This is a genomic window from Pseudomonas sp. J452, assembly GCF_024666525.1.
Classification (GTDB): domain Bacteria; phylum Pseudomonadota; class Gammaproteobacteria; order Pseudomonadales; family Pseudomonadaceae; genus Aquipseudomonas.
On the sequence record NZ_CP088294.1, the window covers coordinates 1305100 to 1318819 of the forward strand.

The window sequence follows — 13720 nt, forward strand, 5'->3', positions numbered from 1 at the left end:
TCCGTTCAGCTGGATTAAGAGGCGCCCAGTTCCTGCAGGCGCTCTGTCTTGAGGAAGGCCTTCGTCCTGTCTTGCAGGATTGCCATGACGGCTGGCCGGGAGTCCAGGGCGGGCCCGCGCGATAGGTCGGTCAGGCGCAACAAGTGGCGTTCATCGGTAATGCCGTGTTCGCCGAGCGTGTTGAGGTTACCGATCAAGCCGGGCAGTTCTGCCTGTGTAGGGGAGTTAAAGGCTCGGTGCTCCTGATCGATCCAGTACAGCCAGCGGAGGGTGCCGTAGGTATTTTCGCTGTTGTCGGCCAAGGCAAGAGGGTTGGCTGTAGCAGAGCTGCCTGCAGGGGGTTGCCAGTCAAGCCAACGGCCTGGACCGCTCTGTAGGTGTACAAGTGACGGGCTGGCAACTGCTGACCAGGGGCCAAAGAGTGTGCCCTGTGCCAAAGCCGTCATCGCCAGTGCGGCCCAGAGCGCGGGCTGATAGTAGGTAGCCAGACTTTGTCCCCCCGAGCCGTCATTGATCTTCAGCAGGCTGCGCGCATGGTTCAGCGCCTGCTGAGAGTTCTGAGCTCTTATGGCAATGCCTGCTTGGCGCTCTTGGCACAGGCGCGCACAGAGTTGTGTCAGCTCGTGGCTTCTGCCCACGCTGACCCAGATCGGGCCGCTTTCCGCCAGGTGGGCAAATTCCGTTGTGTGAAGCAGGTATTCCACTTCGATGGGCTGGCCGCAGTTGTAGAGCTGCGCCAGGGCCTCCGGTTGCCTTGCCGGGTTGATGATGAAATGCAGGCTGCCACCATCCACAGGCAGTTCGCGGCGCGGCAATTTGAGGAACTTGCTCAGCCCTTCATGCATGGGCAATCTCCGCGGCTGCAGGTACCGTTGCTTTGTTTGCCGCACAGCGGACTTAAACCAGGCACCAGTCTGTTCAGCGGTGCTGCAGTCAACAGCTCACCTGCTTTATCGCTGTCTGCTGCCTTCACCTTGCCCGGCAATAGCGGCGCAGCCCCCGAGCCACTTCCCGGCCCACCGCCAGAGTTGATCTTCACCACCGCACCGCTGAGGATGATGCCGCTGGCGTCGAGTTTGACGAAGCTGCCTCCAGCCTTGAGGGTGAGTTCGGCGCCGGCTTCGAGGACGACTTTCAGGCCGCTGGACAGGTGGATCTCGTTGCCGGCTTCGACGAACTGGCCGGTGCCGATCTTCACGTGCTGGTTGTTGGTCACGGTGAGGTGGTCGTTGGCGCGGATTTCCACCTTGCGGTCGGCGTGGGTGGTGCGGTGTTCCTCGGCTTTCAGCTCTGTGTAGCTGTTGGCTTCGACCGTGTCGTGACGTTCGTGGCCGATGCGGATCTTCTGATCGTTTTCGACGTTTTCGTCCCAGTCCTTCTGCGCGTGCAGGTAGATCTGTTCCTGGCCTTTGCGGTCTTCGATGCGCAGTTCGTTGTAGCCGCCGCCACCGGGTGAGCTGAGGGTTTTGAATACCGTGCGGGTCTTGTTCGCCGGCAGGTCGTAGGGCACTACGTGCTCGGCGTGGTACAGGCAGCCGGTGAGCAGCGGTTGGTCGGGGTCGCCTTCGAGGAAGGTGATCAGCACTTCCATGCCGACCCGCGGGATGGCGATGCCTCCGTAGCGGTCACCGGCCCAGCTGCTGGAGACGCGCAGCCAGCAACTGGTCTTGTCGTCGGCCTGGCCCTCGCGGTCCCAGTGGAACTGCACCTTTACCCGGCCGTACTGGTCGCAGTGGATTTCCTCACCCTTGGGGCCGGTGACCACGGCGCTCTGGCTGCCGAGGATGCGTGGCTTCGGGTGGTTCAGCGGCGGGCGGTAGGGGATGTCCCAGGGGGTGGCGCTGAAGCGGTTGCGGTAGCCCTGGTGGAAGTCGTCAGAGTTGCCTGATGTGCCCTCTCCCCCGGCCCCTCTGCCATGAATGGGAGAGGGGAGGGAGCCGCCGAGGAAGTCGGTGACGGACTCTTCCAGCACTTGCGGCTGTTTGCCTTCGTGGTGGATTTCGTTGAGCAGCCACAGCTGGTTCCAGTCGGCGCGCGGGTGGGCGGTTAGTTCGAGGAAGTGGCCGCTGAGCAGCAGGGGCTGGTCGCTCTGGCCTTCGGCCAGTTGGTAGTCGGCGCGGTGGCGTTCCAGGGCGCGCTGGGACAGGTGTTTGCCGCGGCCGCGGTCGGTGAAGCGGCCGGGGTAGTCGTAGTCTTCCAGATCCGGTTTCGCATCGCCTTTATGGGCCGCCTCCAGTTGCAGGCGCGGCTTCTCGAAGTCGTAGTCGCGGCGGGTGACGCGGCTGGTGCGGGTGGCCAGGCGCAGGCCGAAGCGCTTGATCACCGGGTCGTCGGCGACCAGGCCGGAGTCCTGCTGGTAGGCCACCGGGGCCAGCCGCGGGAAGGCGGTCTGGTCGTCGGCGAAGACCAGCACATGGCCGTCCTGGCTGTGCTGGAAGTGGTAGTGGATGCCTTCCTCCTCGCACAGGCGCTGGACGAAGTGCAGGTCGCTCTCGTCGTACTGCACACAGTAATCGCGCTTGGGGTAGCTGGCGCCGAGCTGGAACTGGTAGGCGCCCTGCACGATGCCGTGCTCTTCCAGGATGCTGGCGATGATCTCGGCCACGCTGAGCTGCTGGAAGATGCGCTGGTTCTTACGGTGCGCCAGGTAGGCCAGCTGCGGGCGCAGGACCAACTGGTAGCGGGTCAGGCGTTTGCCGGATTCGCCACGGCCGGCCTGGTGGATGTAGGCGTGGATGCCATTGCCCTGGCTGGACAAGGCGAGAAAGGCGCGCTGGTGCAGCAGGCCTTGGAGATCGAGGTCGGGCTGTTCGCTGACCAATTCCAGGGTGAAGACGAAGGGCTGGCTGAGGGCCTCGAAGCCCTTGAATTCGAGCACTTGCAGGTCGTGCGCGACGCCGTCGATGCTCAGGCTGAAATGGGTCTGATTGGCTGGGGCGAACATCCGTTGTTCCTTCTGCCGAAATGGCATCGGCCAGGAGACCTGGCCGATGCGGGTAGTGCGGTCTGCGTTCCTGCAGGCCTGTGCATTGTCCGGGATGCGTCACGGGCGTGCCGTGACGCGGGGGGCAAAAATGCCCCTCTGCCCAGCCCTCTCCCATAAATGATGGGAGCGGGGCACTGCCTTAGGCGGAGATCGGCGAGCGCCAGTCATCCGAACCGGAAGTGCCGGACACTTCGTGGGTCCAGACGATCTTGCGGTAGGTGAAGTAGACGTCTTCCAGGTGGGTGAAGTGGGCCATGCCCGGGTCCTGGCAGTTCGGCATGCGCGACTGCACGTCGACGATCACCGCGTCTTCCAGTTCGATGGTGTAGTAGTGCTCCTGGGTGCCGGTGGCGGAGGTGCGGTACCACTCGATGCGGCACTTGTTCAGGCGCTCGCCGGAGGTCAGCGAGTTGAAGATCAGCGGCGAGGATTTGTCGAACACCTTGGTGATCATCAGCGGCTTGTGTACGCGCTGGCCGGTCGGTTGGCCGGACTGCGGGTCACGCGGGATGATGACCTGGTGGTTGAAGGCCTGTACCAGCACCTGGTCTTCATGACCTTCCTGGAAAATGTTGCCGACCGAATCCTCGGTGAAGGTGCCAGCGGTGATCAGACCTTGTTTGGTGCCTTCGAGGGTCATATACGCGGGTGTTGGCATGAGTGCTCTCCTTGCCTGGGTCATGGACCTTGTCTGGTCCGGGAGCCGAAGAGCGATCAAGAGCTGTGCCAGTATTTAAATTGTCTTTTAAAACAATGAGTTAAATAATTTTAAGCGGGGCGTGAAAGGCGCCTTGCCAAACACCGCACAAAAAGCTGCGCAACAGTTTGCGCAGGTCTGTGCAGAAAGCGGCGCAGCGGGCGCAGGGCCAGGCGCGGCAGGCGCTCTAGCGCGGTGAGCGGGTGTTGGCTGCGCTGCGCCTGTGCAGAAAATGGCGCAGTCAGTCCTGCCAGGAACGGCCTTGCAGTTCCAGCAGGCTCTGCGCCTGTTCCGGGCCGTCGGTGCCGGCCGGGTAGGGGCGTGGATTCTGGTAGTACTCCAGCCAGCCCTTGAGGATCGGGTCGACCCAGGCCCAGGCCGCCTCGACTTCGTCCCTGCGCATAAACAGCGTCGAGTCGCCTTCGATCACATCCAGCAGCAGGCGCTCGTAGGCGTCCCAGCGGCGTTTCTGCGGGAACACCTGGGCCAGGTTGAGATCCAGCTCCATGGGCGTCAGGCGCATGCCCTTGCCGGGGTTCTTGCCCATCAGTTGCAGGCTGATGCGTTCCTCCGGCTGCAGGCGGATGACCAGGCGATTGGCCTGGCTGACCTCGAACAGGCGGTGCGGCACCGGCTTGAACTGGATGACGATCTCCGAGCTCTTCTTGGCCATGCGCTTGCCGGTGCGCAGGTAGAACGGCACGCCGGCCCAGCGCCAGTTGTCGACTTCCACCTGCAGGGCGACGAAGGTTTCGGTATCGCTGTCGTTGTCGACCTGTTTCTCGAAGTAGTACGCCGGCACTTCCTGCCCGCCGATCTTGCCGGCGGCATAGGTGCCGCGCACGGTCTTGTCCTGCACGTCGAGGCCGCTGATGGGCTTCAGCGCTTCGAGAATCTTCACCTTTTCGTTGCGCACCGCCTCGGCGTCGAAGCGCACCGGCGCCTCCATGGCCACCAGGCAGAGCAGCTGCAGCAGGTGGTTCTGCACCATGTCGCGCATGGCGCCGGCCTGGTCGTAGTAGGCGCCGCGGTTTTCCACGCCGAGGGTTTCGTTGACGCTGATCTGCACGTGGTCGATGTGCCCGGCGCGCCAGATCGGCTCGAACAGGGCATTGGCGAAGCGCAGTGCCATCAGGTTCTGCACCGTCTCCTTGCCCAGGTAGTGGTCGATGCGAAACACCTGCGCCTCGCTGAACACTGCGCCGATGGCGGCGTTGATCTCCTGGGCCGACTCCAGCGAATGGCCGATCGGTTTTTCCAACACGATCCGCGTGTTGTCGCCGGCCAGACGGGCAATCGCCAGGTTTTCGGCAATCGCCTCGAACAGGTTGGGCGCGGTGGCCAGGTAATAGATGCGGCCGCGCTGGCAGCTGCCGGCATCGAGGAACTTGGCCAGGCGGCCGAATTCGGCGCTTTGCGAGGCATCCATGGCGAAGTAGTCGAGGCGTGCGGCGAAGCTGGCCCAGGTGTCATTGTCGAAGTCGTTGCGCGCCACCTGGGCGCGGCAGCGGCGTTCGGCCAAGGCCTGGTACTCGCTGCGGTTCAGCACATTGCGCGCCACCGCGAGGATGCGCATGTCCGGAGCCAGGCGGCCGTCGCGGTGCAGGTGGTAGAGGGCTGGCAGCAGTTTGTGCAAGGCCAGGTCGCCAGTGCCGCCAAAAACCAGCATGTCGCAGGGGGTGTTCAACAGGATGACTCCGGGTTTGCCTGTGCGGTACAACCGTTCATGTAGTATAACTACAAGGCCACTACAGCCTGATCATAACCGAGTCCCGCCCGTGAATCTGTTGCAGCACATTGCCCAGTCCCGCCATCTGCTTCGCAAGTCCGAACTCAAGGTTGCCGACTACGTCCTGCAGGACCCTTCGGCGGTGATGCACAGCTCCATGGCCGACCTGGCTCACGAGGTCGGCATCAGCGAGCCGACCATTGTGCGCTTCTGCCGCGCCATTGGTTGCACCGGTTTCCAGGACCTCAAGCTGCGCTTGGCGCAGAGCCTGGCGGCGGGTGCCAGCTTCGGCCAGTTCGCGATCCAGGAAGACGACTCGGTTACCGAGTTCAGCCTGAAGATTTTCGACACCACCCTGCATACCCTGATGGAAGTGCGCGAGCGTCTCGACACCCAGGCCCTGCAGAAGGCGATCAACGCCATCGCCCATGCCAAGCGCATCGAGTTCTACGGGTTCGGCGCTTCCGGCGCGGTGGCGGCGGATGCCCAGCACAAATTCTTCCGCCTTCTGCTGACCGCCGCGGCCTACTCGGACCCGCACATGCAGGCGATGAGCGCGGTGACCCTGAAGCCTAGCGACGTGGCCATCTGCATTTCCCAGTCCGGGCGTTCCAAGGACCTGCTGATCACCGCCAACCTGGTGCGCGAGTCCGGTGCCACGCTGATCACACTGTGCCCCGGGCAAACGCCGCTGGCCGACCTGGCCGACGTCAACCTGGCCATTGATGTGCAGGAAGACACCGAGATCTACACCCCGCTGACCTCGCGCATCGCCCACCTGGTAGTGATCGACGTGCTGGCCATGGGCGTGGCGATGGCCCGCGGGCCGGATCTGGTCAACCACCTTAAGAGCGTCAAACGCAGCTTACGTAGCCTGCGGTTGTCGCCCAAGTCGGTGCGCGCCGCCGAGGATTGAGGCGCACTTGGTGGAAAACGCTGCGCGGTTTTCCACGGGGTGGCCCTCCACCCTACGTTGGCTCCGCGCATTGGTAGATACTGTTATTCCGCACAAGCTTTTGTAGGAGCCAGCTTGCTGGCGATCAGCGGGACGCTGTCTGCCTATCGCCAGCAAGCTGGCTCCTACAGGATCAGGCCTCAGGCTTCACCCGATCTTCACCATCCTGTCGGCAAACCGTCATGGCTCCCCCGCATGCTGATGCTCCCCGCATCCGCACTGGAGTCGTGCCATGTCCCGCCATCACGCTGACCAGCAACATTCCGCCAGCCGCACCCGCCGCCAGCAGGAAGACCTGCGCCGCATGCAGTTCCGCCGGGCGATCGAGGATTATTCGGAGCAGCGCCGCCTCAGCCAGGAGGTCGCCGATTTTCCCGAGCTGATCGCCGCCAACTACCTGACTACGCTGCAGTCTGCGCAGCCGCGAAGCGCTCGCCCAGGGCGCTGATCTGCAGGCGCTCGACACGGATAAAGTCGAGAAACGCCTGCGCCACCGGTGACAGGCGTTTGCCGCGGTTGTGCACCACGCACCAGCTGCGCAGCAGTGGCAGCTCCTCGGCCGGCAGTTCGCGCAACAGCCCGGCGGCCAGTTCCAGGCGCACCGCGTGGCGCGGCAGCAGGGCCAGGCCGAGGCCGGCGATCACCGCTTCCACCTGCGACTCGGTGGAGCCGACTTCGATGGTCTGGGCGAAGTGCGCGCGCTTCTGGTGGCAGTATTCCTCGCAAGCCTTGCGCGTGCCTGAACCGGGTTCGCGCACCAGCAGCGGGAAGCTACTGAGATCGCTCAGGCGCAGGCGCTCCACCGAGCACAGCGGGTGCGTCGGCGGCGCCACGGCGATGATCGGGTTGTTGAAGAACGGAAAGAAATCCAGCGCCAGCTCGCTCGGCACCTGCGACATGATCAGCAGGTCGTCGCGGCTCGCCGACAGGCGTCTGACCGCCATGGCATGGTTGACCACCACCAGCTGCAGGCTGACTTCCGGGTGCTGGGCGCGGAAGGCGGCGAACAGGTGCGGCACCAGGTACTTGGCGCTGGACTCGACCGCCAGGCTGAGCTGGCCCTGCAGCGAGCCCTGCAGGTCGGAGAGCTGCATGTCGAGGCTCTCCAGGCGGCCGAAGACGTCTTCGCTGGCTTTCAGCAGCGCCTCGGCGGCGGGGGTCAGGTAGAGCTTTTTGGCCACGTAGTCGAACAGCGGCTGGTCGATCAGCTCTTCCAACTGGCGAATCTGCAGGCTCACGGCTGGCTGGGTGAGGGCCATTTCCTCGGCGGCGCGGCTGTAGGAGCGGCTTTCGCAGACTGCCCGGAAAATCTGCAGCTGTCGAAATGTCATGCGCATCAGCGACTTACGCATAGCTATGGCTCGCCAGGAGGGTTGATTCGCTCAACTATAAGTCTTTACTAATGACTAGCCCAACAAATATTGATTTTGGTTAATCGCCGTGCCGGCGTAGGGTAAAGCCAAGACCGCTACAAGGCGTACGGTCGCCCGTCGACCGCTCTGCGGCGGTCGTTTGTTCACGTGATCGAGGAACCAGGCTCGTGATCAAGAAAATCCTCATTGCCAACCGTGGCGAGATTGCCGTCCGCATCGTGCGCGCCTGCGCCGAGATGGGCATTCGCTCGGTGGCGGTTTACGCCGAAGCCGATCGCATGGCGCTGCACGTCAAGCGCGCCGACGAGGCCCACAGCATCGGCGACGATCCGCTGGCCGGCTACCTCAACCCGCGCAAGCTGGTGAACCTGGCGGTGGAGACCGGCTGCGACGCCTTGCATCCCGGCTACGGCTTCCTCTCGGAGAACGCCGAGCTGGCCGATATCTGCGCCGAGCGCGGGATCAAGTTCATCGGCCCGTCGGCCGAAGTGATCCGCCGCATGGGCGACAAGACCGAGGCGCGGCGCAGCATGATCGCCGCTGGCGTGCCCTGCACCCCCGGCACCGAAGGTAACGTGGCGGATATCGCCGAAGCCCTGCGCGAAGGCGACCGCATCGGCTACCCGGTGATGCTCAAGGCCACCAACGGCGGTGGCGGTCGCGGTATTCGCCGCTGCAACAGCCGCGATGAGCTGGAACAGGCCTACCCACGGGTGATCTCCGAGGCGACCAAGGCCTTCGGTCGCGCCGAGGTGTTCCTCGAGAAGTGCATCGTCAATCCCAAGCACATCGAGGCGCAGATTCTCGCCGACAGCTTCGGCAACACCGTGCACCTGTTCGAGCGCGACTGCTCGATCCAGCGGCGTAACCAGAAACTCATCGAGATCGCCCCCAGCCCGCAGCTGACGCCTGAGCAGCGCGCCTATATCGGCGACCTGTCGGTGCGCGCGGCCAAGGCTGTCGGTTATGAGAATGCGGGCACCGTGGAGTTTCTGCTGGCCGAGGATGGCGAGCTGTACTTTATGGAGATGAACACCCGGGTGCAGGTGGAGCACACCATCACCGAAGAAATCACCGGCATCGACATCGTTCGCGAGCAGATCCGCATCGCCTCCGGCCTGGAGCTGTCGGTCAAGCAGGAAGACATCATCCACCGCGGCTATGCCCTGCAGTTCCGCATCAACGCCGAGGACCCGAAGAACAACTTCCTGCCCTCGTTCGGCAAGATCACTCGCTACTACGCCCCCGGCGGCCCCGGCGTGCGTACCGACACGGCGATCTACACCGGTTACACCATTCCGCCGTACTACGACTCCATGTGCCTGAAGCTGGTGGTCTGGGCGTTGACCTGGGAAGAGGCGCTGGCCCGTGGCCTGCGCGCCCTGGACGACATGCGCGTGCAGGGGGTGAAAACCACCGCCGCCTACTACCAGGAAATCCTGCGTAACCCGGAGTTTCGCAGCGGCCAGTTCAATACCAGTTTCGTCGAGTCTCACCCGGAGCTGACTGAGTATTCGATCAAGCGCAACCCGTCGCACCTGGCCATCGCCATCGCCACCGCCATTGCCGCCCACGCCGGCCTGTAGGGGAAGGAATCAGAACATGAGTAAGAAGATAACGGTCACCGACACCATCCTGCGCGACGCCCATCAGTCGATCATCGCCACGCGGATGCGCACCGAAGACATGCTGCCGATCTGCGCCAAGCTCGACAAAGTCGGCTACTGGTCGCTGGAAGTCTGGGGCGGCGCGACCTTCGACGCCTGCGTGCGCTTCCTCAAGGAAGACCCGTGGGAGCGCCTGCGCAAGCTCAAGGCCGCATTGCCCAACACCCGCCTGCAGATGCTCCTGCGCGGGCAGAACCTGCTCGGCTACCGCCACTACAGCGACGACGTGGTGCGCGCCTTCGTGGCCAAGGCCGCAGTGAATGGCATCGATGTGTTTCGTATCTTCGACGCGATGAACGACGTACGTAACCTGCGCGTCTCCATCGAGGCAGTGAAGGCCGCCGGCAAGCACGCCCAGGGCACCATCAGCTACACCACCAGCCCGGTGCATACGGTCGACGCCTTCGTCGCCCAGGCCAAGGCCATGCAGGCCATGGGCATCGACTCCATCGCCATCAAGGACATGGCCGGCCTGCTCACGCCGTTCGCCACCGCCGAGCTGGTCAAGGCGCTGAAAGCCGCAGTCGACCTGCCGGTGTTCATCCATAGCCACGACACCGCCGGCATGGGCTCGATGTGCCAGCTCAAGGCCATCGAGGCCGGTGCCGACCATATCGACACCGCCATCTCCAGCTTCGCCTGGGGCACCAGCCATCCGGGCACCGAGTCGATGGTCGCCGCCCTGCGCGGCAGCGAGTTCGACACCGGCCTGGACCTGCCGCTGATCCAGGAAATCGGCATGTACTTCCACGCCGTGCGCAAGAAGTACCACCAGTTCGAGAGCGAATTCACCGCCGTGGACACCCGCGTGCAGGTCAACCAGGTGCCGGGCGGGATGATGTCCAACCTGGCCAACCAGCTGAAGGAGCAGGGCGCGCTCAACCGCATCAACGAAGTGTTTGCCGAGATCCCGCGGGTGCGCGAAGACCTCGGCTTCCCGCCGCTGGTCACGCCGACCTCGCAGATCGTCGGCACCCAGGCGGTGTTCAACGTGCTCGCCGGCGAGCGCTACAAGACCATCACCAACGAGGTGAAATTGTACCTGCAGGGCCGCTACGGCCTGGCACCGGGCAAGATCAACGAGCAGCTGCGCAAGCAGGCGATTGGCAGCGAGGACGTCATCGACGTGCGCCCGGCTGACCTGATCCCGCCGGAGCTGGCCAAGCTGCGTGCCGAAATCGGCGCCCTGGCCAAGTCCGAGGAAGACGTGTTGACCTACGCCATGTTCCCCGACATCGGCCGCAAGTTCCTCGAGGAGCGCGCCGCCGGCACCCTGACTCCGGAAGTGCTGCTGCCGATTCCGGAAGCCGGCGGCGTCGCGGCGGTGGGCGGCGAGGGTGTGCCGACCGAGTTCATCATCGACGTGCACGGCGAGAGCTACCGCGTGGATATCACCGGCGTGGGCGTGAAGGGCGACGGCAAGCGCCACTTCTACCTGTCCATCGACGGCATGCCGGAAGAAGTGGTGTTCGAGCCGCTCAACGACTTCGTCGGCGGTGGTGGCAACAAGCGCAAGCACGCCAGCGCGCCGGGCGATGTCAGCACCACCATGCCGGGCAATATCGTCGAGGTACTGGTGAAAGAAGGCGACGTGGTCAAGACCGGCCAGGCCGTGCTGATCACCGAAGCGATGAAGATGGAAACCGAAGTGCAGGCGCCGATCGCCGGCACCGTCAAGGCCATCCATGTGGCCAAGGGTGACCGGGTCACCCCCGGCGAAGTGCTGGTGGAGATCGAGGCCTGATCGGTCGTAAGTAAGTCCCCAGTGGGGAGCCGCAAGGCTCCCCTTTTTATGCGCGGGTCTGAGTAGGGCGGGTGCAACCCGCGACACGGGCAACGCGGGTTTCACCTGCCCTACCCAGCACCTAGCGCGCAGATCGCAGGTACAAAAAAGGGAAGCACTCGGCTTCCCTTTTGCGCGGTGACGCGTTCGACTCAGCGCCAGAACGGCTTGCTGATCTCGGCCTGACGCTGATAGAGGCTGATGCCGGCGTCGGCCAGCAGGCGCTCGTCCAGACGGGCCAGCTGATGGCGGCTGATGATGCGGCGTTTCCACAGCAGCAGGGTGGCGATGATCTGCAGCGGCAGGTTGCCACGTACATTCGAGGAGCTGTCTTGAAAGAGCGAGTCGGAACTGAGGGTACGTTCCATGGTGGTGCTTCCTTCCGCTTGTGGCGGGGTGAGAGTGTGTTCGTCTGCTAAGTATTTTCCTGACTAAATGGTCGATTTTGTAGGCACAGCTGGATTAAATTGCAGGGCTATTCGTTAGCCGGCTTGGTAACTGTTCCGCTTCTATGCACACAACTGTACTGGTCATAAGTGAAAAGTCTGGGGTGCTGTATTAATGCAGGACTTTCGTCTGTAAATGGTGAGCATGGCGATAGATTCATGCAGGTACAGTTTTTCTACTGTCCCGTATCCAGTCGATCTGTTATTGCCGGCTGACGCTGTGTTTTTGCCCGGGCACGGGTGTGGCGCCTCGGCGTAATGGCGCGTCTTGTTCCATGCTTGTGCCCGAATGTTCAGCAAGGAAATCGTCATGCCTGACCAGACCCAACAATTCGCCAGCGACAACTATTCCGGCATCTGTCCGGAAGCTTGGGCCGCCATGGCCGAGGCCAACCAGGGGCACCAGCGCGCCTACGGCGAGGATCAGTGGACGGCGCGGGCCGCCGACCAGTTCCGCCAGCTGTTCGAGACCGATTGCGAGGTGTTCTTCGCCTTCAACGGCACCGCGGCCAACTCCCTGGCCCTGTCCAGCCTGTGCCAGAGCTACCACAGCGTGATCTGCTCGGAGACTGCCCACGTCGAGACCGACGAGTGCGGCGCCCCGGAGTTCTTCTCCAACGGCTCCAAGCTGCTCACCGCCGCTACCTCCAGCGGCAAGCTGACCCCGGATTCGATTCGCGAGGTGGCACTCAAGCGCCAGGACATCCACTACCCGAAACCGCGGGTGGTGACCCTGACCCAGGCCACCGAGGTCGGCACCGTCTACAGCCCGGATGAAGTGCGGGCGATCAGCCAGGTGTGCAAGGAGCTCGGCCTCAACCTGCATATGGACGGCGCACGCTTCTCCAACGCCTGCGCCTTCCTCGGCTGCAGCCCGGCCGAGCTGACCTGGCAGGCCGGCGTCGACGTGCTGTGCTTCGGCGGCACCAAGAACGGCATGGCGGTCGGCGAGGCCATCCTGTTCTTCAACAGGGCCCTGGCCGAAGACTTCGACTACCGCTGCAAGCAGGCCGGCCAGCTGGCCTCGAAGATGCGCTTCCTCTCCGCCCCCTGGGTCGGCCTGCTGCAGGATGACGCCTGGCTGCGCTACGCCAATCACGCCAACCGCTGCGCGCGCCTGCTGGCCGAGCTGGTGGCGGATGTGCCGGGCGTCAGCCTGATGTTCCCGGTGCAGGCCAACGGCGTGTTCCTGCAGCTCAGCGAGCCGGCCATCGAGCGCCTGCGCGCGTGGGGCTGGCGCTTCTACACCTTCATCGGCGCCGGTGGCGCGCGCTTCATGTGTTCCTGGGATACCGAGGAAGCGCGGGTGCGCGAGCTGGCGGCGGATATTCGCAAGGCCATGGCCTGAGAACCTGTTTACGATCTGCCATGCCGCGTTAAAAACAGGCTCGGAAAGCCGCTTGCGGCTAACGCGCTTCAGCGCGACCCGAAGGGCGAGTGGAAACGAGTCATGCTTATTTACAGCTCGTAAACTCCGCTTCCTCGCCTGTTTGATTCGCTGGCGCTCACCCTTCGGGCCAGCCTGCGGCTGTTACTCCCGTTGGTCATTGCGCCTTGCCTGGCTCTAGTCCAAAAGATCGTAAAAAGGTTCTGAGCATCGCGGCTTACTACTGCTCGTCCGGCTGGGTTGGCGGCGCGGTTTCTGCTGCCGGGTCTTCCTGCTTTTCCTCGCAGATGCCATTGGCGCCCTGCTTGCCGGTGTAGGACACCGTCGGCGTGCCACTGGCGGTGAGGCTGACGGAGACGGTCATGCCTTCGCCCTTGGCCTCGAAGTACTGCTCGCTGAACTTGTGCAGGGTGGCCTGCTGGTCGTTGATATACACCGGGCCGCCGGCTTCGGCGCGCACGCTGATATCGGTCGGGCAGGTGACGTTGAACGCGGGCAGGTTGGCAGCATGCGCCGCCGTGCTGGTGACGAGTAGGGCGGCGAGCAACAGATTTTTCATCGGATGGCTCCTGGCGTGGCAGTCGGCAGCGGACGCCAGAGCCATGGCCGGCCGGCGGCGTTCCTGACTGTTCACCTAAGCAGTCGCTATCGGGCTTGTCCAACCGCGTGGCGGCTTGCCGATAAGCTGCATGCCGAA

Annotated in this window: 12 protein-coding genes; 5 read left to right on the forward strand and 7 right to left on the reverse strand. The window is 63.7% G+C overall.

All coding sequences use genetic code 11. The annotated features are described in order from the left end of the window. Nucleotides 1-14: 14 nt before the first annotated feature. The 4 genes from LRS11_RS05840 to zwf form a co-directional block, all read right to left on the reverse strand. The gene (locus LRS11_RS05840; RefSeq protein ID WP_260495951.1) at nucleotides 15-845 is read right to left on the reverse strand and encodes a DUF4123 domain-containing protein; all 831 of its coding nucleotides are present in this window, start codon (nucleotides 843-845) and stop codon (nucleotides 15-17) included. After that, the gene (locus LRS11_RS05845; protein ID WP_260495952.1) at nucleotides 830-2944 is read right to left on the reverse strand and encodes a type VI secretion system tip protein VgrG; all 2115 of its coding nucleotides are present in this window, start codon (nucleotides 2942-2944) and stop codon (nucleotides 830-832) included. The genes LRS11_RS05840 and LRS11_RS05845 overlap by 16 nt, the downstream gene beginning before the upstream one ends. A 181-nt stretch (nucleotides 2945-3125) precedes the next feature. Continuing rightward, nucleotides 3126-3644 carry an Hcp family type VI secretion system effector gene (locus LRS11_RS05850; RefSeq protein ID WP_160077581.1) on the reverse strand — a complete coding sequence of 173 codons (519 nt, stop codon included), beginning with the start codon at nucleotides 3642-3644 and terminating at the stop codon, nucleotides 3126-3128. 280 nt (nucleotides 3645-3924) lie between these two features. After that, nucleotides 3925-5352, reverse strand: a complete 1428-nt coding sequence (zwf, locus tag LRS11_RS05855; protein ID WP_260496865.1) for a glucose-6-phosphate dehydrogenase — start codon at nucleotides 5350-5352, stop codon at nucleotides 3925-3927. A 109-nt stretch (nucleotides 5353-5461) separates the two neighbouring features. On the opposite strand from zwf, the gene hexR reads away from it, so the two are divergent. Continuing rightward, the gene (gene hexR, locus LRS11_RS05860; RefSeq protein WP_260495953.1) at nucleotides 5462-6328 is read left to right on the forward strand and encodes a transcriptional regulator HexR; all 867 of its coding nucleotides are present in this window, start codon (nucleotides 5462-5464) and stop codon (nucleotides 6326-6328) included. Between the two features lie 271 nt (nucleotides 6329-6599). After that, nucleotides 6600-6815, forward strand: a complete 216-nt coding sequence (locus tag LRS11_RS05865) for a PA3496 family putative envelope integrity protein (protein ID WP_182832521.1) — start codon at nucleotides 6600-6602, stop codon at nucleotides 6813-6815. Here LRS11_RS05865 and LRS11_RS05870 read toward each other — a convergent pair. Next, nucleotides 6769-7719 (reverse strand): LysR family transcriptional regulator, encoded by a 951-nt coding sequence (locus LRS11_RS05870; RefSeq protein WP_312026996.1) that lies wholly within the window; start codon nucleotides 7717-7719, stop codon nucleotides 6769-6771. The genes LRS11_RS05865 and LRS11_RS05870 overlap by 47 nt on opposite strands. 188 nt (nucleotides 7720-7907) lie before the next feature. On the opposite strand from LRS11_RS05870, the gene LRS11_RS05875 reads away from it, so the two are divergent. Beyond that, nucleotides 7908-9326 (forward strand): acetyl-CoA carboxylase biotin carboxylase subunit, encoded by a 1419-nt coding sequence (locus LRS11_RS05875; protein ID WP_260495954.1) that lies wholly within the window; start codon nucleotides 7908-7910, stop codon nucleotides 9324-9326. 16 nt (nucleotides 9327-9342) lie between these two features. Further along, a complete protein-coding gene (oadA, locus tag LRS11_RS05880; protein WP_260495955.1) occupies nucleotides 9343-11151 on the forward strand; it encodes a sodium-extruding oxaloacetate decarboxylase subunit alpha in 1809 nt (602 codons plus the stop codon). 191 nt (nucleotides 11152-11342) lie between these two features. Here the strand turns inward: oadA and LRS11_RS05885 are convergent, their stop codons facing one another. Continuing rightward, the gene (locus tag LRS11_RS05885) at nucleotides 11343-11558 is read right to left on the reverse strand and encodes a DUF1127 domain-containing protein (RefSeq protein ID WP_260495956.1); all 216 of its coding nucleotides are present in this window, start codon (nucleotides 11556-11558) and stop codon (nucleotides 11343-11345) included. Nucleotides 11559-11946: 388 nt separating this feature from the next. Here LRS11_RS05885 and LRS11_RS05890 point away from each other — a divergent pair, with 388 nt between their 5' ends. Further along, nucleotides 11947-12984 carry a low specificity L-threonine aldolase gene (locus LRS11_RS05890; RefSeq protein WP_260495957.1) on the forward strand — a complete coding sequence of 346 codons (1038 nt, stop codon included), beginning with the start codon at nucleotides 11947-11949 and terminating at the stop codon, nucleotides 12982-12984. Nucleotides 12985-13243: 259 nt separating this feature from the next. Here the strand turns inward: LRS11_RS05890 and LRS11_RS05895 are convergent, their stop codons facing one another. Then, nucleotides 13244-13582 (reverse strand): hypothetical protein, encoded by a 339-nt coding sequence (locus LRS11_RS05895; RefSeq protein WP_260495958.1) that lies wholly within the window; start codon nucleotides 13580-13582, stop codon nucleotides 13244-13246. Nucleotides 13583-13720 lie beyond the last annotated feature (138 nt).